This window comes from Turicimonas sp. TL08 (assembly GCF_054660695.1).
On the sequence record NZ_BAAGDP010000016.1, the window covers coordinates 39,436 to 58,363 of the forward strand.

General features: G+C 43.2%; 15 protein-coding genes. 5 read left to right on the top strand and 10 right to left on the bottom strand.

Features of this window, described 5'->3' with window-relative positions:
- Positions 1-141: 141 nt before the first annotated feature.
- Together ACYQ4O_RS09025 and ACYQ4O_RS09030 are read left to right on the top strand one after the other, a co-directional pair.
- Positions 142-1,053 carry a hypothetical protein gene (locus ACYQ4O_RS09025; RefSeq protein WP_460175390.1) on the top strand — a complete coding sequence of 304 codons (912 nt, stop codon included), beginning with the start codon at positions 142-144 and terminating at the stop codon, positions 1,051-1,053.
- 854 nt (positions 1,054-1,907) lie between these two features.
- The gene (locus ACYQ4O_RS09030) at positions 1,908-3,806 is read left to right on the top strand and encodes a flavocytochrome c (protein ID WP_460175391.1); all 1,899 of its coding nucleotides are present in this window, start codon (positions 1,908-1,910) and stop codon (positions 3,804-3,806) included.
- Between the two features lie 95 nt (positions 3,807-3,901).
- Here the strand turns inward: ACYQ4O_RS09030 and ACYQ4O_RS09035 are convergent, their stop codons facing one another.
- From ACYQ4O_RS09035 to tnpA, 5 genes are all read right to left on the bottom strand, one after another.
- The gene (locus ACYQ4O_RS09035) at positions 3,902-5,395 is read right to left on the bottom strand and encodes an FAD-dependent oxidoreductase (RefSeq protein ID WP_304703229.1); all 1,494 of its coding nucleotides are present in this window, start codon (positions 5,393-5,395) and stop codon (positions 3,902-3,904) included.
- Positions 5,388-6,020 (bottom strand): response regulator transcription factor, encoded by a 633-nt coding sequence (locus ACYQ4O_RS09040; RefSeq protein WP_277037441.1) that lies wholly within the window; start codon positions 6,018-6,020, stop codon positions 5,388-5,390. The genes ACYQ4O_RS09035 and ACYQ4O_RS09040 overlap by 8 nt, the downstream gene beginning before the upstream one ends.
- On the bottom strand, positions 6,017-7,801 hold the full coding sequence (locus ACYQ4O_RS09045; protein WP_460175392.1) for a sensor histidine kinase: 1,785 nt from the start codon (positions 7,799-7,801) through the stop codon (positions 6,017-6,019). Before ACYQ4O_RS09045 ends, ACYQ4O_RS09040 begins: the two co-directional genes overlap by 4 nt.
- 593 nt (positions 7,802-8,394) lie before the next feature.
- Positions 8,395-9,336 carry a DMT family transporter gene (locus tag ACYQ4O_RS09050; RefSeq protein ID WP_304703231.1) on the bottom strand — a complete coding sequence of 314 codons (942 nt, stop codon included), beginning with the start codon at positions 9,334-9,336 and terminating at the stop codon, positions 8,395-8,397.
- Between the two features lie 2 nt (positions 9,337-9,338).
- Complete coding sequence (tnpA, locus tag ACYQ4O_RS09055) at positions 9,339-9,716, bottom strand: IS200/IS605 family transposase (protein ID WP_369524841.1); 378 nt, start codon at positions 9,714-9,716, stop codon at positions 9,339-9,341.
- 5 nt (positions 9,717-9,721) lie between these two features.
- Between tnpA and ACYQ4O_RS09060 the strand changes: the two genes are divergently transcribed.
- Positions 9,722-11,050 carry an RNA-guided endonuclease InsQ/TnpB family protein gene (locus tag ACYQ4O_RS09060; RefSeq protein WP_460175393.1) on the top strand — a complete coding sequence of 443 codons (1,329 nt, stop codon included), beginning with the start codon at positions 9,722-9,724 and terminating at the stop codon, positions 11,048-11,050.
- 121 nt (positions 11,051-11,171) lie between these two features.
- Here ACYQ4O_RS09060 and ACYQ4O_RS09065 read toward each other — a convergent pair whose 3' ends face one another.
- The 5 genes from ACYQ4O_RS09065 to ACYQ4O_RS09085 all read right to left on the bottom strand — a co-directional run bounded on the left by ACYQ4O_RS09065 (position 11,172) and on the right by ACYQ4O_RS09085 (position 15,788).
- Positions 11,172-11,897 carry a TenA family protein gene (locus ACYQ4O_RS09065; protein ID WP_460175394.1) on the bottom strand — a complete coding sequence of 242 codons (726 nt, stop codon included), beginning with the start codon at positions 11,895-11,897 and terminating at the stop codon, positions 11,172-11,174.
- A gap of 406 nt (positions 11,898-12,303) precedes the next feature.
- A complete protein-coding gene (locus ACYQ4O_RS09070) occupies positions 12,304-13,134 on the bottom strand; it encodes a DUF4886 domain-containing protein (RefSeq protein ID WP_460175395.1) in 831 nt (276 codons plus the stop codon).
- Positions 13,135-13,263: 129 nt separating this feature from the next.
- Entirely contained in the window at positions 13,264-13,443 is a 180-nt protein-coding gene (locus ACYQ4O_RS09075) for a hypothetical protein (RefSeq protein ID WP_282164119.1), read from the bottom strand.
- 228 nt (positions 13,444-13,671) lie between these two features.
- Entirely contained in the window at positions 13,672-14,502 is an 831-nt protein-coding gene (locus ACYQ4O_RS09080; RefSeq protein ID WP_460175396.1) for a DUF4886 domain-containing protein, read from the bottom strand.
- 335 nt (positions 14,503-14,837) lie between these two features.
- Entirely contained in the window at positions 14,838-15,788 is a 951-nt protein-coding gene (locus ACYQ4O_RS09085) for a LysR substrate-binding domain-containing protein (RefSeq protein ID WP_460175397.1), read from the bottom strand.
- A 113-nt stretch (positions 15,789-15,901) separates the two neighbouring features.
- Between ACYQ4O_RS09085 and ACYQ4O_RS09090 the strand changes: the two genes are divergently transcribed.
- Entirely contained in the window at positions 15,902-17,263 is a 1,362-nt protein-coding gene (locus ACYQ4O_RS09090) for a hypothetical protein (protein ID WP_460175398.1), read from the top strand.
- 58 nt (positions 17,264-17,321) lie between these two features.
- Positions 17,322-18,404: a porin gene (locus ACYQ4O_RS09095; protein ID WP_460175399.1), complete on the top strand. Its 1,083-nt coding sequence runs from the start codon at positions 17,322-17,324 to the stop codon at positions 18,402-18,404.
- The last annotated feature ends 524 nt before the right edge of the window (positions 18,405-18,928 follow it).

The window sequence follows — 18,928 nt, forward strand, 5'->3', positions numbered from 1 at the left end:
TGAGCAAGATGGCGTGCCTAACATTGAGCTACTGGGCGCTTCCTAGAGGAGAAGGAGGATCTTTTAGTCAATGTTATCTCCGTAGAGCCAAATCATACCTCAGTCTATAATTTTTAGGAATGAGTGAAATAATTAACTGATATGTTAAAAAAATACGTTCTAATGAGCGCGTGTCTTTTGCTATGCACTTCCTGCGCCGCGCCTGATCCGTTTGACGCTTTCTCTTCCGAAGCACCTAACGATAAAGCAAGATATTTTCGTAAGGATTTGATGGAGGCCTTGTACGTGAATCCTCCTTGGGGAGCCCCTCATTCAATGCCCGTGCCACCATGCCATGCAGATAATTTTCGGCCGAAAGAAATAATCAGATGTTATTCTCTTTCACCCGATTACCTTCACGAGATAATGAAAGTATTTGAAGTTACGCCTTCAAAACTCATCAAAGAAGAAAAGAAAACCACCTATGTTTACGACCTTTCATCAAAAAAATGTCCTTTAGTCATTGTCCGTGAAGAGGAGTTGGGAGAAAAATCTTGGATTGAACAGACCATGGATACCTTTCAGCTGAAAAGTCGGGCACCCGTCTCTACTCGCTTTCTTTTTTATAAAGATGCACTGGGAGACTGTTCCGAGCTTCGGAGTTTGTTGGGCTATCTCGAACAATCCAGAAGCTTTAAAGAAGATCATCCAGAAGCCAAACAGTGCAAAAAGCCAAAAAATGCCGCAGCAGAGGAATGTCAAGTCTATTCTTCCTTCAAATATATGCATCATCTTGGGCATTCTTTTAAAGAAATCGCCTTTTCTCCTTACTCAGTTGAGTACTGCTACAAAGGATATATTCCTTACGAATGTCGTTACCGCACTAAAGCTCAGGTAAAGAATTCCATCAGTGTAGAAGATGCTTATGCCGACTGGGCGGCATTCCATCGCCGACAAAGGGAGGAGAACTTGGCGAAAGATCCGTTATATGAATTCACAATACAAGACAAGAACGGAAGAACACTTAAATGCGGGCGACCCTCGCCCTACTATCCTGTTAAGTGCGATGAATAAATAATCATTCAAAATACAATTTGATTTAGCCAAGTTCGAAGGAATTTCAACTATTAGAGAATTCCAGATAGTTACTTTTAAAATATACCTTCTGACACCCACTCTACAATTTGGACGCAATGAGAGCAGAAGACCGGAGAAGCAACGTCATATAGATCCTAGCTCCCAGGGTGGTGCAACTGAAATTCTGAGAAAGCTCAAAATTAAGCTTCTTGATTGTTTACCAAGTTTCTCTTTAAAGAGAGTTACGGTATAGTTGATTACAGTTCTAGTAAAAATTGTAGTTTTCTTGGGACAGTTCGCACCCCGAAGTTTCAGGAGAGATAGTTGAGAGCTTCCGTCGAGCTAGGATTTTTCCTTGTGCATTTCTTTTGGTATCTGTTAAAAAGCGGTATTTAAAATGAACTTTTGGCTTTGGATGGCCACATTAGCTGTGGGCGTAGGAGTCGTTCTGGCAATGACCGCTGTAACTATCTACTTCGTTCACAAAAAATAGTTAACGAGTTAATTTTTAATCAAACTCTCTTCGGTGTTTTTTCTCAGTTGAGCCTGTAAAACACTCTTCTGAAAGATTGCCTCTATGAGGATGTACATCAGACGGGATCGACTCCTTAGGCAAGACTACATCTCATCATCTTCTTCGTCGGCTACAGCGTTGTAATTAATTATCCTGTCCTAATCTCAGCCCTGTACACATACACCACGGTCTTCAATTAACCTTCGGCCTTTTCAGCTGGAATTAGGAATCTAGAGAAAAGTCCAACTACATTTAGAACCAAAGTACTAGAACCAAGATTCAATTTTCAGAAAATTCTCGGAAATCTATACTGTCTTTGTCCTTTAAGGAGAAACTGATGAAAAAACTTACAATCATTGCCTCAGCGGTTTTGTTGTCTCTTGGAATAAATTCTTCTGCCATTGCTAAAGACGGTACTTATGTAGCGAGCGAAGTTGGCCGTAATGGATCAATCAAAGTCCAGGTCGTTATTAAAGACAGCAAAATTGCTTCAGTTAAAGTTTTAGATTGGTCAGAAACTCATCCGGTAGCTGATCAAACCAAGACAGAATTAATCCCGGAAATTGTTAAGTACCAAACTACCAACGTAAATAATATTTCCGGAGCAACATTATCTAGCTTTGCTATCAAAGGTGCGGTAAACAAATGCCTGAAAGAAGCCGGCTTAGACGTGAAGAACTTCAGCAAAGCGGCTCCTAAACCTGCAATGCACAATGAAACCATTACTGAGAATGTAGATGTAGTTATTGTTGGCGGCGGTGGTGCGGGCCTCTCTGCTGCAGTAACTGCCGGCAAAGCCGGTAAGAAAGTGGTTCTTGTTGAGAAAAATGGATTTGTCGGCGGAAACACCTCTGTTTCCGGCGGCTGCTTCAATGTTGCAAATGTCCATCAAGAAAATATCACAATGACTGAAGGACAGAAGAAGATCGTCGAAGGAATCCTTGCTGAAAAGGTTCTGAATCCTCTTCACGAAGAGCTTCTCAACAAAGTTAAGAAACAATGGGAAGAATATAAAGCCTCCGGCTCCGACAAATTATTCGACTCTCCGGAACTGCACGCATTGCAAACTTGGAAATCAGGTGATAAGAAAGCCAATTTAGAGCTTGTATACACCCTGACCCAGAATGTTCGTCCAATGATGGAAGAGCTGGCAGCCATGGGCGTCAACTGGAACGGTAAAGCTAATCAATTCGTCGGAGCTCTTTGGCCTCGTACCCAACGCGCCACTAACTTCAAGTCCGGTGTCGGTTACGTGGATACTTTCTTAGAGTACATCAAGGCGAAAAAGCTTCCTGTACAAATTATTACCGCAACTGCAGCTAACGACCTGATCATCAAAGACGGCAGAGTTGCCGGCGTGCTTGCTAAGAATAAGAACGGCACACGGTATGTATTAAACGCAAAAGACAGTGTTCTTTTAGCTACCGGCGGATTCAGTGCTAACGTTAAGATGCGCAACGAATACGATGAGTTATGGAATAAGAAACTTGGTCAATCGACTCCCTCCACCAACCTTCCCTCGGCAACAGGCGACGGTATCACATTAGCTAAGAAGGCCGGTGCAGGTTTGACTCAAATGGGATGGATCCAGTTGTTCCCGGCAGGCGATCCAACTACAGGTGCAACCAGTTTCAAACTCGGCGAAAACTCATGCATTTACGTCAATAAAGACGGTAAACGCTACGTGAACGAATCGGAACGCCGCGACGTCTTGGCAAAAGCCAACCTCGCTCAGCCCGGCGGTGTCTTCTACGTCATTTCTTCTGCCAAGCGCGCACTTGTCGACAAGGACGGAAGAAATGCCTACGGCGTTAAAGTTGAAGATATTTTGAATTCCGGAAAATCTTTCAAGGCTGATACTCTTGAAGAATTGGCGAAGAAAGCCGGCATTAATGGTAAAAACTTGGTTGCCACAGTCAAGAAGTGGAATGAGTTCTGTGAAAAAGGCACGGGAGACGAAATGGGGCGTCCGACCTGTATGGATGACCACCGCTTGAATGAAGGCGGCCCGTACTACGCCACACTGATGACTCCATCCGTCCACCATACGATGGGCGGCGTCAAGATTAACACCAAAGCTCAAGTGTTAAATGACGCAGGAAATGTCATCCCAGGTCTCTATGCAGCCGGTGAAGTAACAGGCGGAGTGCATGGCACAAACCGTGTTGGATGCAACGCTGTTCCAGATGCATTGGTCTTCGGCCATATTGCTGCTAAAACAATGGCCGGCAAGTAAACCAACTTATTTCTAATTTTTAACTTAATCGGGCCCGCTTAGCGGGCCCTTTCAATGGAAAGGTATAAAAGAAAGATTCAAATCACCGGCAAATCCTACTCTTTTGAGTTGTCATTTAAAACAACTTGTTGACCCGCTGTACGCCCAAAAACAATAGCATCGGCTAAACCGTTCCCGCCAAGCCGATTTTTACCGTGAATCCCTCCCGTTACCGTTCCTGCGGCGTACAGTCCTTTAATTGGTTTGTTCTCTTTATCCAAAACTTGGGCCTTTTTATTTATTTTTAACCCGCCCTCCGTGTAATGCAGAGTCATACCTGCATAGGCTGCCCAAAAAGGAGGTTTCTTAATTTCAAGAGTTTGAGGCGTAATTTTCTTACCGAGTCTATCGTTGCAGCTTATTACTCCTTCGTTATATTCTTCAACCGTCTTTTCCAATATTTCCGGCTGCATGCCGAGCTTTTTGGCGAGTTCGCCAACGGTATCCGCGCGCCAAGCTTCGCCGCCCTCCAAAGCAAGAACTGCCTCTTTCTGCACTAGGATTCCTGCTTTTTTAAAACCTACTCCGTCTATCAAGGTATAGGCGTAGCCCTGAGGAAGAGCTATAACCGAATCACGTAATTCATCCCTGGGAGCATCTTCTCTTATAAAGCGTTTCCCGTCATGATCCAGAAAAATAAAAGAAGAAACATCATTGTGGAAGCGGACTCTGTACTTTTTACCTTTAGGGCAACCAGGCAGGCACTGAATGTATTCCATATCAACTAATTGAGCTCCAATTTTTTGGGCTGCCATCATGACTTCACCGGTACTGTACGGCGTGTTATTGGTGGTGAGATCTGAAAGCCGGGGAGCAAATTGCTTTACTAACTCATTATTAGCCGCAAAACTTCCGGATGCAACTATTACGCCTTTGTCAGCTTTAAATTTATGCCTTCCACCCTCGGTCTCAACGAGCACTCCCGTTACTCTGCCATTTTTAACAGTGAAGTCTTTTACGAGGTGCTCGACCTTAATTTGAACTCCTCGACTCAGAGCTGCTCCCGATAAGGTTCTTATGTACCCATATCCTAAAGGCAAAACAGGAATGTGGCTCCGGGTCCAATGAGCTCCGTAAAGTTCAAATACTTCTGGTTTAAAGTGTTGTCCCAATTTCTCCAGCCATTCCAATCCTTCAGTAGCATGTTCCACTAAATGGCGTACCAATTCTTGATCGGCATGTTCTCCTCCAAAAGTAAAAGTCTGCTCAAAGAAAAGTTCTTTCGAATCCTCCACTCCTTGCTGAGTCTGTCTTTTGGAATCCACTGCGCTGTAAAAACCGCCCGAAATTAGAGTGTTTCCTCCAATTTTCGGGGCTGCTTCCAGAACTACAACGCTGGCGCCTGCATCGGCCGCTTCCACGGCGGCAGCAAGGCCAGCTGCACCGGCACCAATGACGATTACATCGAACTGAAATTTTTTAGACCAATCGAAGGGATTCGGAAAACCAAAGCAACTAAAAGGAGCCATACACGCAGCAAGCCCTATTGCACTTCTTCTGACAAATTTTCTTCGGGATTGAGTCAGAACAGAAGAATTATTTTTATTCATTGCTTCTCGCTTCTTTCAGAAAATTGGCCGCTTCCATTGCTGTCCGTACTCCAAGTTTGCGTAAGGCATTAGCTCTATGAATTTTTACTGTGTGCTCAGCAATCGAAAGATCGCAGGCAATGACTTTGTTCATTTGGTCTAGAGCAACCCGTTCAAGCACTTGTCTCTCTCTTTCCGTAAGAGTTGCCAACAATCTTTGTTTTTCCTCGACAGCTTTTTCCTTGGCCCTTCTTTCCTTATCAATCTCAATCATTTTAAGAACTATCTCCTGCAGCCTTTCGGGCTGAACAGGCTTTTGCAGAAAATCGTATGCTCCGTTTTTCAAGGCCAGTACAGCAGAATCGACAGTTCCATGACCCGTTAAGAAAACGATAGGCAGCTTAATCCCACGAGAACGCAGAATGGTCATCATCTCTAATCCATTAATTTCTTTCATGCGCAGATCAGCGACAATGCATCCGGGTCTGGTCTCGTCAACTCTGTCTATAAATTCTTCCGCACTTCCGTAAGTTTCAGATTCCAGCCCAATGATCCTAAAAATGAATTTTTCGGAGTTTCGGACAGTTTCCTCATCATCAACGATTCTGACTAAAGGAGATAACTCTTGGGAAAATGGCTCTTTCATAGAACTTCCTGATCCTCTTTTTCCAGTAACTTCGGGACGAGAAGGCACGCCTTTAAGCCTGCTCTCGAATTTTGTTTAAATACTAATTTGCCGCCATGAGACTCAGCAATTACTTTACAGATAGCTAATCCGAGTCCCAGACCATCAGCCTTATGACTTTTCACAGGATGCGTTAAACGAGAAAACTCTTCTTCCGTCAATTTTCTTCCGTTGTCTTCGACGCACAGCAACCAATATTTACCTTCGTCCTCAATAGTTAACGAAATCTTTGGAGAAGAAAGATTTTCCGTTGCTGCTAAGGCGTTCTTGATAAGGTTAACAAGCACCAGCTCTAATTCAAGAGAATCTCCAAAAACGTATGTCTCGCTTTTTGAAGAAGCCGACAGACTCAGATTTTTCTTCTTAAAAGAAACCCGGCTATTTTTTGTTTTCTCTACGTGCCGCATAACATTGCTGACAACAGCAGACAGGTCAATCTTAGAAAAATGTTTTTCTTCTCTCTTAGCATAAGATCGAACTTTCATAATGATTTGAGACAGTCGATCCGCCTGGGAAGATATCTCGGTCAAGGCCTCTTCTACTAAAGGATCCTTTTGTTCTTGTTTGAGATACATCCGCAACCCACCTGCATAATTCATTAAAGAAGCAATTGGCTGATGAGCTTCGTGAGCAAACATAGCCGACAGCTCCTGAACTACGCCGGCTTTTTCCAACTGATAAAGCTTTTCTTGGGATGCCCTCGCCTCTTCCTGAGCTTCATGCGCTTTAGTTAAAGCTTCTCTGAGAGCTTTGGCCCTAGAGTTCACTATTCTTTGGACTGAAATAATGTAGGCCGAACCAAGAATAATTAGAGCAGCAAGTCCGTAAAAGAAAAAACGATACTTGTAAATAAGAGCCGATGGAGCAGAGTCTTTTAAATACTCGTACGGGCCCATCTTTAATGATCGATATAAGGAGTTGACATTACCGAAGTCGCTGGCGAATCCCCACCGACCCTCTCCAACCTTAGGCATCGTAAAAAGAGCAACTGAGAAATCACGCACCAGATCTGAGCCCGCATGAGGCAAAGATGCGAAAACGACGTCAGGATAAAGTTCAGAGCTAACTTTGCATTTAAGGAGATTCTGATTTTTCTCCTCAATCACTTCTAAATCATCCCGGTTTATCGTTCCTTCTAGAATAAGGCGTTCAAGCTCACAAGCTTTAAGAATACCGACATCGGCGCTGCCGTTTAAAACAAGAGTTGCAACATCCGGAAGACCGTAGCCCGTAAAGATTGCCTTGGATAAAAGAGATTCCGGTTCGAGGCCTTCTTTCAGCAGCTCTCCGGCAGCAATAATCCATCCTTCAAAGGAGGTTGGAGCTGAAATACTGAGTACGGCTTTTTTTAAATCTTTAAGAGACTGAAACCTTGAGTCGCCCTTTTTCTTTACGAAAACTGAGCCGACGGCTTTTCCCGGATCCAGAGCCGACTCTCTATGGAACGTTGCAAGATGGCGTGCACCGGAATCTTCAGCAACCTTTGCAAAAAAGCCGCTTGGCGCAATAAAGAAATCAATAGATTTATTCTCGATAGCTTTTTCCAGCTGCTGGTACGACAACTCGGAACTTTTGATTGTTTTATTAGGAATTTGGCGACGCAGATGCTCCATCGTGTCACCAAATGACCATACAAAAAACCAAGGATCAATAGTATCCAAGATTCCAACTCGAACCGTGCTGTCTTTAATCTTGCCAACAGCGGCCTCTTTGTTGACGGATACAGTTGTTTCGGGCAACACTGCAGCAAGGCCTTCACCACAAAGAAAGATAAAACAAAAGATAAGAAGGCCTGCAATCCAATAATTTTTTCTGGTGATGTGCCGCAAGATTAGAGGTGAATTCTCTTGATTTTTTAATTATATCGTTCAAACTCAGAATGCCTTTAAAACGTTACAGCGGCCTTCGGAGTTTTACTGAGAGTCTTTCAGCATTCATTATCTTCTTGTAGCCGAGCCAGTGAAGAAACAGATGAGTAAAGTGTAGTCCCGCCAAGGTTTTGCTTAGTACTGATAACCTTTTCGCTGTCTTGTCTCATCACCCCGACAATACTGCAGAAATTATGACTTCTTCCTAGCTCTAAGCCAGAAGAAGCGAACTTCCTTTATGGCTGAAGCCAAACACTCAAAATACAGGACTTCTTATTTGTCTTGGGATATGCCTCTGGTCTGTTGCACTCTAGCTATTATCTTTTAGTTGAAACAACCAAAGAAAATTATTCACTTTCTGGTTTCTTGGGCTAATCGATTAACTTGAAGCGTCCTCTGCCCCGCATCTTACTTTTTTTTCGGAAAAGTATTTCTACAACCTGTGCTATTAAAATCAGAATACTTGATTAGTATGGACGAGAGGCATCCTGAAAGACTTTCAGAGACAAAGACACTCCGCTTAATAAAAGAGCAATTCCGACAACGAGCGTCCATCCCGGTGCTTGTTGTTTATAAATTAACGCGTAAATAACGGAGAAGATCGTCTCGAAAACAATCATCTGACCGCTTAGGGCAACCGGCAACCTAGCGCTCATCATGTTCCACAGTGCCATTCCTCCCCAGCCACAGGCAAGTCCCGCGATCAACATTACACAGATGAACACAACAGGGTCGGGACCAAAAAATGAAGCTCCATTCATCCAAGAGTCAAAATTAACGGCCGAAAAACAAAGAACTGCTGCTGGAAAAATTGAACCTCCCTGAGCACAAGTCCAAACCACCGGTGATACCTTAGGATGGGCAATTAGCCACTGACTATTGCGGATCGGAAACCATGTCCAAAGTGCCATCGCAGTGAAACTACAAAAGAATCCAAGCCAATACTCTTTAGAAGAAGTTTGAGAAGAAATTTCAGAAAACTCGTCAATATTGCCAATCCACAAACCGAGGAGAATCATTAGAAGCGGAAGCCATAGACGGCGCCAAGGAACCACGACACTTGTCCTTGCGCCGGGCCGATTTGTCAAAAGCGCCACGTTAAGCGGAATAAGCGCCATCAGCATTCCAGATGTAGGAACTCCAGCCCAGCGAATGCCTTGCGTAAGAAAAATATAGTAGACGGCGTTGCCGAAAAAACCAAGGCAAAATGCCTTCAACCAGTCAGACGCCTTCAGCGCAGATAACTCTCGTCTATAGTGCCAACAGAGTACGAGACTGCATGCACCGTAGACGGCAAAACGTCCCATGGCGATAGTCGCCGGAGAGTAATCCGGGAGCCAAAGCGGAACAATATAAATTAGCCCCCACAGCGCACATCCGAGCACACCGAAAAGAACGCCAAGAAACATTTTTAACTCTCAATGACTTGTGTCGAGGCTCCATCGCCCACAGAAATCACGCAGTAACTTCTCGTCCAAAACTTCTTTCCCCATAGGTAGTAACGAATTTGTTGACTGAACTCTTGTCGGATTTTTCTGGAGGAGACTGATTTTAGAGTCCTCACTAAATCTGAAATTCTTACCGTAGGGGAAATTGCCACCAATAAGTGAACGTGATCCGATTCCCCCGAAAATTCTCGAAGTTCAGCATTATAGTCTTGGCACACCTCTTTGAAGATTTCTCCCATTTGTGTCAAAATGGACTCCAAAATCACCCTTCTTCTATAAGCAACGATGAAGACGAGATGAAATTTCAGATTGAAAACGCAATGAGCTTCAAGAATAGAAATCCATAATGCCTCAAAGAGTAGAGCGAATCATTATCAACCGCAACCATCCCAACTGGGCGGCATGTGCTCGTTTATGCTCATTAGCCAGGAAGCTCGTCAATTGTGCTTCATATATCTTACGTCATCGTCTTTTCGATAAGAAATCTCCGTATACCCGAGCAGAGCTTGATCGAGCATTGCGAGAACAATACCCTCAGGATTACCGAGCAATGCCTTCGGCAGCTTCGGCTCAAAGGCAAGGTCAGATTGTTGCCAAGCAGTTCAAGTCCTTTGCCAAAGCGTCTGCGGAGTATAAAAAGCATCCGGAGAAATTCTTAGGTAAACCAAAACTGCCCGGCTACCGAAACAAATATCGTACATTTTGCGTGGGAAGAAACGGCTATAAGATTGAGAACCATCGCCTGATTATTACGGGAGCCGATACAGTCGGCTTCAATCCTATAATAGTCAGGAGTTGTTCGAATCAGTCGTTCAACGCAAAAGCTACAGGCAGTTTAGCGGGAGACTTGAGGATTATCCCCAAAGGAAACAGTTTCGTTGTAGAACTGACCTATCAAATTAAGGAGAATGAGAGAACAGTCTCGTTGAATCGTCAAGAAGCAGTCTGTATTGATTTAGGCGTCAATAACTTCGCAGCTATCGTATCGACCAAACCTGGAACAAGACCGATTTTGGTTAAAGGCGGTTTTTTGAAAATGCTCAATCAAAGCTACAACAAGCGTGCAGCTCAACTACGATCCAAGGGACATTTGAAACATCTGGCATCAGTATCTTTCAAACGACAGAGGAGAATTGATGATGCCTTGCACAAAATAAGTCGAACCATTATAGATTTTTGCGTATTACAAGACATCGGTCGTATCATCATTGGGAAAAACAAATTTTGGAAGCAGTTGAGTAATATGGGTCGAAGAAATAATCAGAACTTCGTAAATCTTCCGCATTCCAAATTGATCGAACAGCTTATCTATAAAAGTCAGGAGTACGGAATAGAAGTCAGTGTAGTTTCTGAGAGTTACACATCCAAAGCAAGTGCTTTAGACTTTGACGATATACCGGATTATGAGAAGGGGGTAAAGAAAACTTTCAGTGGCAAACGTATCAAGCGAGGCTTATATCTGACTAAACAAGGGAAACAGATTAACGCTGATACGAATTCTGCCATAAACATTGGACGCAAAGAACTCGGGGATGAGTGGCTAAAAAAGTTGCTCGGACTCGATGAGGGTGTTTTTGTGAACACGCCCACGGTATTTCGAACTCCTTATGGAGAGAGAAGATCGTTAGAAGCCGGAGCATGCTCCGGTGAAGCTGCAGACTTCAGTCGGCGGTAGTTCACTTATCACCTGTTTTTCACTGCTGCCGGAGATGAATTCTAATCAATATCATGGCGAACGGCTCCAAGAAGAAACTGCCCGGAACGGTTTGACGCTTTAGTGCGACCAAGTTCGCTAACTACCGTACCTTGTAACACGCCTCGAAAAAAGATTTTTCATAGCCGCATCCGGAAACAAAAGCTGCGAGCATCTCCTTTCGTGTCGCAGGTGAAGAGTTTGCGGCCAATCGGTTCAAAATCCTTCCAAATTTTTTAACCTGCTCGTCATAAGCGGTGTCTGAGTAACCTGCCAGCCAATCGGAATAAGGATTGTTTTCCGTTGCCCTTTTCATTTTTCTATACTCCATGCCTATTTGCCAATACACCCAAAAACATGGATACATTGCCGAGGCTGCCACCGGCAGATCTGAGAAGGCGCAATGAGCCGCTTCAAAATTAACGTAATCGAGAACTGTTTTCTCTGGTTTTGCTAAGACCGGCATCTCTTTTTGATTGATTCTTTGATAAGTCTCTCTGCTGTAGGAAATCAAATCAATGGTCACTGAGGAATGATGAGAGAAGAAACGGATCTCTTCTTCTGTGGAAAATTTGGAGGCCAGCAGACTCAAAGATCGTGCGTAAACCTTCAAATAGAACACGTTCTGCTCTAGATAGTAATTGAAGCTCGCCTTTGATAAAGTTCCGTTAAAGAGTTCCTTCAGATAAGGCTGGCTCACAAGGCCATGCACATAATCTTTGAGGGCTGACTCTGCCTCATTGGTCCATTCCTTAGGATAGGAAGCAAACACGGACGGATACGCAACACAAGTACCTAACGCAAATACAAAAGCTCTTCTATCAATCATTTCAGTTACTCGCGAAAAAATGAATTTTACAGGTCTCAAGACTATCGGGCGAAGTCAGCTTTCGAATTCAGCTGTTACGCGAAAAAACACCTCAAAAATTTTGTCGCTGCAGGTCGGTCTAAGGACCTTTAATTTTTTTAATTCTGACCAAAAACGAAAATACAGCAAAAGTCCTAAATTTCAGTTAGTTATATGTTTTCATTTCCTTATTTGACACGTTTTCGTTTCCTTATTTGACATGATTTCATTTCCTTATTTGACATGATTTCGCTTTACCGAAGAAGAAATATTGCAAATGAAGAATCATTTCAAAAACAGAAAGATTGACACTAGAACTTTCCCTCAGACACTGCTTATGTCTTTCTCCAAGTTCAATTCAGAAAGACTGCTTCCAGAGAATTTTTGTTTACTTTTGCCATCCGAAAAATTCACATACCGTTTGCCAAGCTACCTTCTGGAGAAATTCTGCTGTTTTTGGATCGACTTTTTCGATTCCGTAATATTTGAGTCCTACAGGAGAACGATGAAACATAGTGGCAAAAGTTACGCAAGCTGCTAAATAAGTACCTTCCGGTGAAGGATGAGTTTTATCTGTGCGATGAAGCTCCAGTGCAGGATCTTCCTTGATTGCTTCAGCAAATGCTAAACCAACAGGAATGACCATGGCATTAGCTTCATTTGCAACTTTCGTCGTCGCATCGGCAAGCTGAGGCATCATTTCCGGTTTGTCCTTACTGGCCCAAGTCATCATAATGAGAGGATGAATTCCAAAACATCTCAAATCATAGGCATGCTGCTTTACGTATATTTTAAGAACTTGTTGCCTTTGAGGTTGAATAAAACCCCGGCTATTGTCCTGGAGAATAACAGCGTCAAATACTTTTTCCTTCGTAAAGTCAAAGTTCTTAATTTTTCCGCCGTCACTATGATCTACATAAGTTGATGCCATTCCTGACGGCCTGACCAGATCCCAAACATTGAACCATCCAAGACCTGCTCCTCCTATTGTCACCATTCGATCGCGCTTAACTTTAATGCCAGCCGCTTCGATTAGACCGTTAATGACTCCATTTAATCCGCCGGAGTAATAAGTGTAGGAGTTGCCGACCAGCATATATGAAGAAGGAGCTTCCATGCTTGTTACCGCAGGTTTCACACTGGTTTCAAGAGCTGAAACGGAAGATGCAATTAAAAGAAAAGAGGCCGAAAGAACAGAGAATTGAAAAAGCTTGAACATGTCAACTTCCTTAGTTTTAAAGAGCTAATGAGCATTTGGATGGCACTTCAGATAATTGGCGGAAATCTTTTTATGAATGCTCCGCAATCGTATAAGAGGCTTCTTTCCTTTTCCGATCAATCTGCTCATTCACAGGATAAAGCTCAAAGCAACAAGCGTCTGTTTTCCCAAAATAATAACCAAAGCTTCACGAACAGCATCGGCAATTGAAGCAGCAACGGCGATAGTAGCGGTGGTTGCTACAGCTCCGCCTGCTCCTCTTGGAAAAACGTCAGCGGAGAATTCAAAATTTTCTTCACGACCGTACAAACTAGAAGACCGGGACCTCAATTTCGTTCGACTAGCTTCTAACAAATTAGAAAAAAGCAGGATAGAGTTAAGACCTCAAAAGATGCCGAACTATCTTTTAAAAGGTATTGAAATTGCATTTTTCAAAAGGCAAGCGGGAAGAACTCCCAAAAACGCTCTTCCCGCCAACCAGTATTCAATTCTTTATCCAAGTGCAATTAAGAAAGACTAATTCTAAGTAATTTCGGTTTACTTCTGCCATCCGAAAAATTCACACACTGTCTGCCAAGCTACCGTCTGAAGGAATTCAGCTGTTTTCGGATCTACTTTTTCTATGCCGTAATATTTGAGTCCTACAGGGGAACGATGGAACATAGTGGCAAAGGTTACGCACGCCTCCAAATAAGTACCTTCCGGCGAAGGATGAGTTTTATCCGCACGATAAAGTTCAAGCGAAGGATCTGCCTTGATAGCTTCGGCAAACGCTAAACCAACAGGAATAACCATGGCATTAGCTTCATTAGCTACTTTCGTCGTCGCATCGGCAAGCTGTGCGGTCATTTCCGGTTTATTCTTTCTCGCCCAAGTCATCATGATGAGAGGCTGAATGCCGAAACATCTCAAATCATAAGCATGCTGCTTGGCGTATTTTTCGAAGACTTCTTTTCTTTGCGGATGGATAGGACCAGTACTGTTGTCCTGAAGAATAACAGCGTCAAAAACTTTTTCCTTAGTGAAGTCAAATTTTTTAATTTTGCCGCCGTCACTATGGTCTACATAAGTTGAAGCCATTCCGGACGGTCTTACCAGCTCCCAAACGTTAAACCATCCAAGATCGGCGGCTCCGATTGTCACCATACGGTTGCGTTTAACTTTAATGCCCGCGGCTTTGATTAATCCATTAATGGCACCGTTCAATCCACTGGAGTAGTAAGTATAGGAATTGCCCACTGTCATATAAGAAGTAGGCGCCTCCATGCTGGTTATCGCTGGTTTAACGCTTGTCTCAAGAGCGCAAACAGAAGAGGCAATAAGAAGAAAAGATGCTGCGAGAGCAGAAAATCGAAAAACTTTGGTCATGTTCACTTCCTCAGGATTAGAGAAATAATGGACATTATGAAGCCAAGGAAGCTAAATGAGTATGCTGATATGGAAAAGCCTTTTTGCAGGATATGCAATCTTTTGAAAATCTAATCTGTGTCAAGCGACTAGTTTAAATCCCCCATAAACAACAAATTTTCGGACCCAGTAAAAATAGAAACTTCGCAATGGTTCTGTTTGGTGAGATGGAGATAGTTGAGGATGTAAATAGTGTGCCTTACATGATTTAAAAATTTTCGCTGGTTTTAAAGTGTGCTTTTCTCATAGAGACGTGAACTCTTACCCCTTTAAATACTGGTCCAGCTCTACCCTTCTCAAGGTTCTTTTGTTTTTAATTCCTGCCCTTTTGTCCATTCTAAGAACAGATCTCTAAACCATTTATGAGCAGGATCTCTATGTCTCAGATCGGACCAAATAATGGCCATTTTGGGGCCGTTAAGTTTGAGTCCTTTAGGCAGAGGCAGTGTTGTCAAATCAGGATACAAAGAACAAGCAATATCCGCACTTCCTGTGGTACAAATGAGAAACAAATCACTTTCCGTCATCGCTTTCCAAGCCATGTCCGGCCGGTCGGTTTTAAAGAATATGTTTGAGTTTTTATTTCTTCCTGAAAATATTTCGTCATCCGGAGAGAGCCAGTCTTGTTTTCTTCCGGAAGAAAGAGAAACACGCCGGAACTCTGCTAAGTCGTCAACAGTTAGTACTTCCAATTGATTTTTCTTTACCAAAGGGTGTTGTTTTCTTAAGAGGATGCATCTTTTCCCAGTTCCCAAATCCGAGAAGTGAGCCTGTGGAGGAAGGCCAATGGCTCTTCCAATTAACAAGTCAATTTCTCCTGCCATGAGAACGGATAAAGGATTGTCAGCAATGCTGACATGCTCAATAGAACAGAGAGGAGCTTCCTTCATCATCCTTGGAAGAACATAAGCCATTAATGAGGGAGCAAATCCAGGAGAACAAGAAAACTTGAAATGTTTTTGACATCCTGCTAAATCAAATTCTTTATTCCTAATATTTTCTGATAAATGAAGGAATTCTTCCAGACGAGGTTTGATCCGCAAAAAATATGAAGTTGGAAGAAGGACTCCTTTAGATATCACGAAAAGCGGATCCGCGAAGTATTTCCGATATTTCTCCAACAGCCGACTAGCTGCTGATGGAGATAAATCAAACTTTTCACCGCTTTTTGCGATAGCGCCAGTTTCAGAAATTGATAAAAGAAACAATACGTGACGGGAATTAAAAGGATCATCTCTTTTTGACATAGCGACTTAACAAAAAACGCAATTCTGGTCTTGTGACGTTTGCTATTTTCTATTGTAACAATTATTCATACAATTAGATAAAACCTCTCACTCATCCTTTCTAGGAGTCAACTATGACAATTAAAGCCTTGCCCTTATCTTTACTTTCTGCTTCGGTTTTTTTAGCCTTTTGTTCCCTTTCCTATGCTAAGACGTCCTCTCCTGAGGCAGTCGTCTCTGCCTCTCAACAGGTTGAAGCAATCTCAGGCGCAACTCAAAAACGTGAAGCCACTTCCGGAGCATTCGTTCTGACAAAAACTCCTGAAGGCAAGAAGTTATTGGCAGATATGGCCGCGGACTTTCTGTATACAGGACCCAGCACTTTTGACGGAAAGAAGATCAGCGGCGGAAGAAATATGTATGCCATTGCTACATCGTATGGCAACCGTCCTGAAAACATTACGGCTGAATTAACTACCGATTACAACCCAAAGACCGGTAAATTTATTTTCTACGGTACAACTGCAAAAGACAGTGGCAAAATCCTTCGCGCAAGCAAATCAGGTACCGGAGTTTCAGTTGCATGGGTTAAACAACTCAGAGAAAGCGAGATCAAAGATCATGGTTACAACTACTACGATAGCTATGGTGTCCAATTTGATGGTCCTGTTGAAGTCCTTACCTCAAAATCCATAAACACCGGAGATCCTGAGAAAGATGCCGCCGCTCTCAAACGCTTAGAAAACATCATGAGCAAGTCCTTAACAACTATTAAGGAGTGGAACCTGTTATGGCAATTTGATCCAAAACTAAGCCCTAAAGAACTTGCCAAAGCGAAAGAACAAGCTATCAGAGATTTTATGTCTTATGAGGACGTATATGTTGTAGATCCTAAGAAGATGATCATCATCGGCTACTTCTACCGACCATTAATGGTTAATCCAAAGAATGCATTTGTCTATGGCGATTACGGCATTGATTCTTCCAAGCCAGGATTTAAACTTGAAGAAGCTCCCGGATATCAAAAAGCTTTAAGAGATACAAACTGTGCATTCACAGTCAGCCAGCAAGGCCGAGCTGCATATCCTTTCTTAGATGCCAAGCATCCTGCTTCCTCCCCGGACAATTTGATTAACAAGTTAGTTTCTTACAAAAATCAGCAGGTTTTCGGACAGTCTCATCCTCAGCAAGGTGCAAAACCACTTACCTCAGCTTTAGAGAAAATTGAAAAAATGTACAACGGCGGCGGGAAGATGGTCACTAAGGCTGAGGCCGAGAAACTCGCTAAGGAAGCAAACGGCAAACGGCAGGCTATTTACTGGGAAGATCCCAGCAAAGCCGAAAACATGCCAGACAGGTACATGATTACTTACACAGGTGTGGATTCCAACGGGAAAAACTATGTAAGTGTCCAACCCAACTGGAACAGATACTTCATGCTTCAGCCCAATAATATGTGCGGCATTGCAACCCGTCATTCTCTGTACTGGGATTAATTAATATTCGGAGGAAGCATCTAATGACTGCTTCCGCCTGTTATCACGGAGCAAGATTATGAGAAAGATTTTATGGGGAGTATGTTTGCTGCCGGCCATAGCAGTTGCCACACCAAGCAACGTACAGATCTATGGTGTTATCGATGCCGCAATTACTTCTTACAAAGCTAAGGGCCAAGATACCATGTTTGACTCCACCTCCGGCTTCTCCATGGGAAACCGAGTGGGTATTAGAGGCAGAGAAGATTTAGGCAACGGCTACTCTATTGGATTTGATCTGGAGCAAGGATTTCTTCTAGACACCGGTGCCCAATTCAATACTTGGAGCAAAGACGGGGTTGTACAAAACGGCGCTTTTAACCGGCAAAGTTACCTAGACATCACGGGACCATTCGGGAAAGTCGCTTTCGGAAGACTTGTCTCCCTTTCCGGAGGTACGGGCGACTTTAACCTTTCGAAGTTCAGTGTGTTTGGCATTGGGTATGGAACCGCTTCTTTCTTAGCTTATACATTCAATCAGAGCCGTCTTAACAACGCTATTGTCTATGTCAGTCCGTCCCTAAGTGGTCTCAAACTTAGTGCAATGTACTCGAATGGAACAACGACGGATGAAGAGAAATGGTCGAAAAACAATCATTACTATGGCATCGGAGGTATGTTCGACCAAGGCAAATTAAATGCAGAAGTGATTTTTGAGGCTATTGACAATAAATCTTCAGCAGCTCTAAAGCCTGCGTACGTTGTAACCGCCGGCGGTTCGTACAACTTCGGCATCACTAAAATTTTTGCCGGCTATCAGTACGGAACTCAGGAAGATAAACGACATCAGCACGTACTTCTTCTTTCTTCTGCGACACCATTAGGCGGGGGCATCTTAAAATTCGGCGGAAAGATACTGTTTGGAAAACTTGACGGAAAAGCCGTAAAGAGCGGTCAAGAGAGTAAGTACAACTCGTGGAATATTAATGCCGCCTATGAATATCCATTGAGCAAACGCACTTATGTTTACGGGATGGCGGGGTATGCTGATGGAGGTAAACTTTTATCTTCATCTGCTTCGCTTAAGGCAAGCGGTCTTCCATTCAAAGCCAATTTGGTAAATGCTTGGCAGGTGGCTTTGGGAGTCAATCATAAGTTTTAATACTGTTCTCATATGAAAAGCCGGAACAAAACACCGAACTACAGTTTGTTTGTATTACTGTCCGGCTTTTTCTCGGCTTGTGTCACCTGCTCTATTAAATTAACTGACGGGACCTTAGAGCTCGGACAAATATTGTTTGTTCGTTATTTTCCGCTTGCTGTACTTTCTTTAGCCTGCCTTTTAATCAAAGGAATTGGACTCAAAACTTCTTGTCCAGCATACTCAAGCGCTCGATCCATTTCCGGCATTCTAGCGGTAGTCTTTTTTACACTAGCCGCGCAAAAAATCCCCGTAGCCACAGCGCAAGCCCTATTCTATTGCTCTCCTCTTTTCACGGCTATTCTCTTTTGCTGGGTTTCCCTTAGAAAAGGGAACCCTGTCGCATTAAGAATCCTGCCGTTAATACCGATCTGCTTAGGAGGAGTATTCCTAATTAATAAACCTCACTTAATATCGTCAGAACTGCCATACATTAGTTTAGGATTTGCGAGTGCTTTTTTTCTCTCCTGTGCCAGCTTATCTCT

Excerpts from the sequence above, each read along its gene's own strand:
- ACYQ4O_RS09025 (WP_460175390.1), top strand. The coding sequence starts at position 142 with ATGTTAAAAAAATACGTTCTAATGAGCGCGTGTCTTTTGCTATGCACT.
- ACYQ4O_RS09030 (WP_460175391.1), top strand. The coding sequence starts at position 1,908 with ATGAAAAAACTTACAATCATTGCCTCAGCGGTTTTGTTGTCTCTTGGA.
- ACYQ4O_RS09035 (WP_304703229.1), bottom strand. The coding sequence starts at position 5,395 with ATGAATAAAAATAATTCTTCTGTTCTGACTCAATCCCGAAGAAAATTT.
- ACYQ4O_RS09040 (WP_277037441.1), bottom strand. The coding sequence starts at position 6,020 with ATGAAAGAGCCATTTTCCCAAGAGTTATCTCCTTTAGTCAGAATCGTT.
- ACYQ4O_RS09050 (WP_304703231.1), bottom strand. The coding sequence starts at position 9,336 with ATGTTTCTTGGCGTTCTTTTCGGTGTGCTCGGATGTGCGCTGTGGGGG.
- ACYQ4O_RS09060 (WP_460175393.1), top strand. The coding sequence starts at position 9,722 with ATGCCTCAAAGAGTAGAGCGAATCATTATCAACCGCAACCATCCCAAC.
- ACYQ4O_RS09065 (WP_460175394.1), bottom strand. The coding sequence starts at position 11,897 with ATGATTGATAGAAGAGCTTTTGTATTTGCGTTAGGTACTTGTGTTGCG.
- ACYQ4O_RS09070 (WP_460175395.1), bottom strand. The coding sequence starts at position 13,134 with ATGTTCAAGCTTTTTCAATTCTCTGTTCTTTCGGCCTCTTTTCTTTTA.
- ACYQ4O_RS09080 (WP_460175396.1), bottom strand. The coding sequence starts at position 14,502 with ATGACCAAAGTTTTTCGATTTTCTGCTCTCGCAGCATCTTTTCTTCTT.
- ACYQ4O_RS09085 (WP_460175397.1), bottom strand. The coding sequence starts at position 15,788 with ATGTCAAAAAGAGATGATCCTTTTAATTCCCGTCACGTATTGTTTCTT.
- ACYQ4O_RS09090 (WP_460175398.1), top strand. The coding sequence starts at position 15,902 with ATGACAATTAAAGCCTTGCCCTTATCTTTACTTTCTGCTTCGGTTTTT.
- ACYQ4O_RS09095 (WP_460175399.1), top strand. The coding sequence starts at position 17,322 with ATGAGAAAGATTTTATGGGGAGTATGTTTGCTGCCGGCCATAGCAGTT.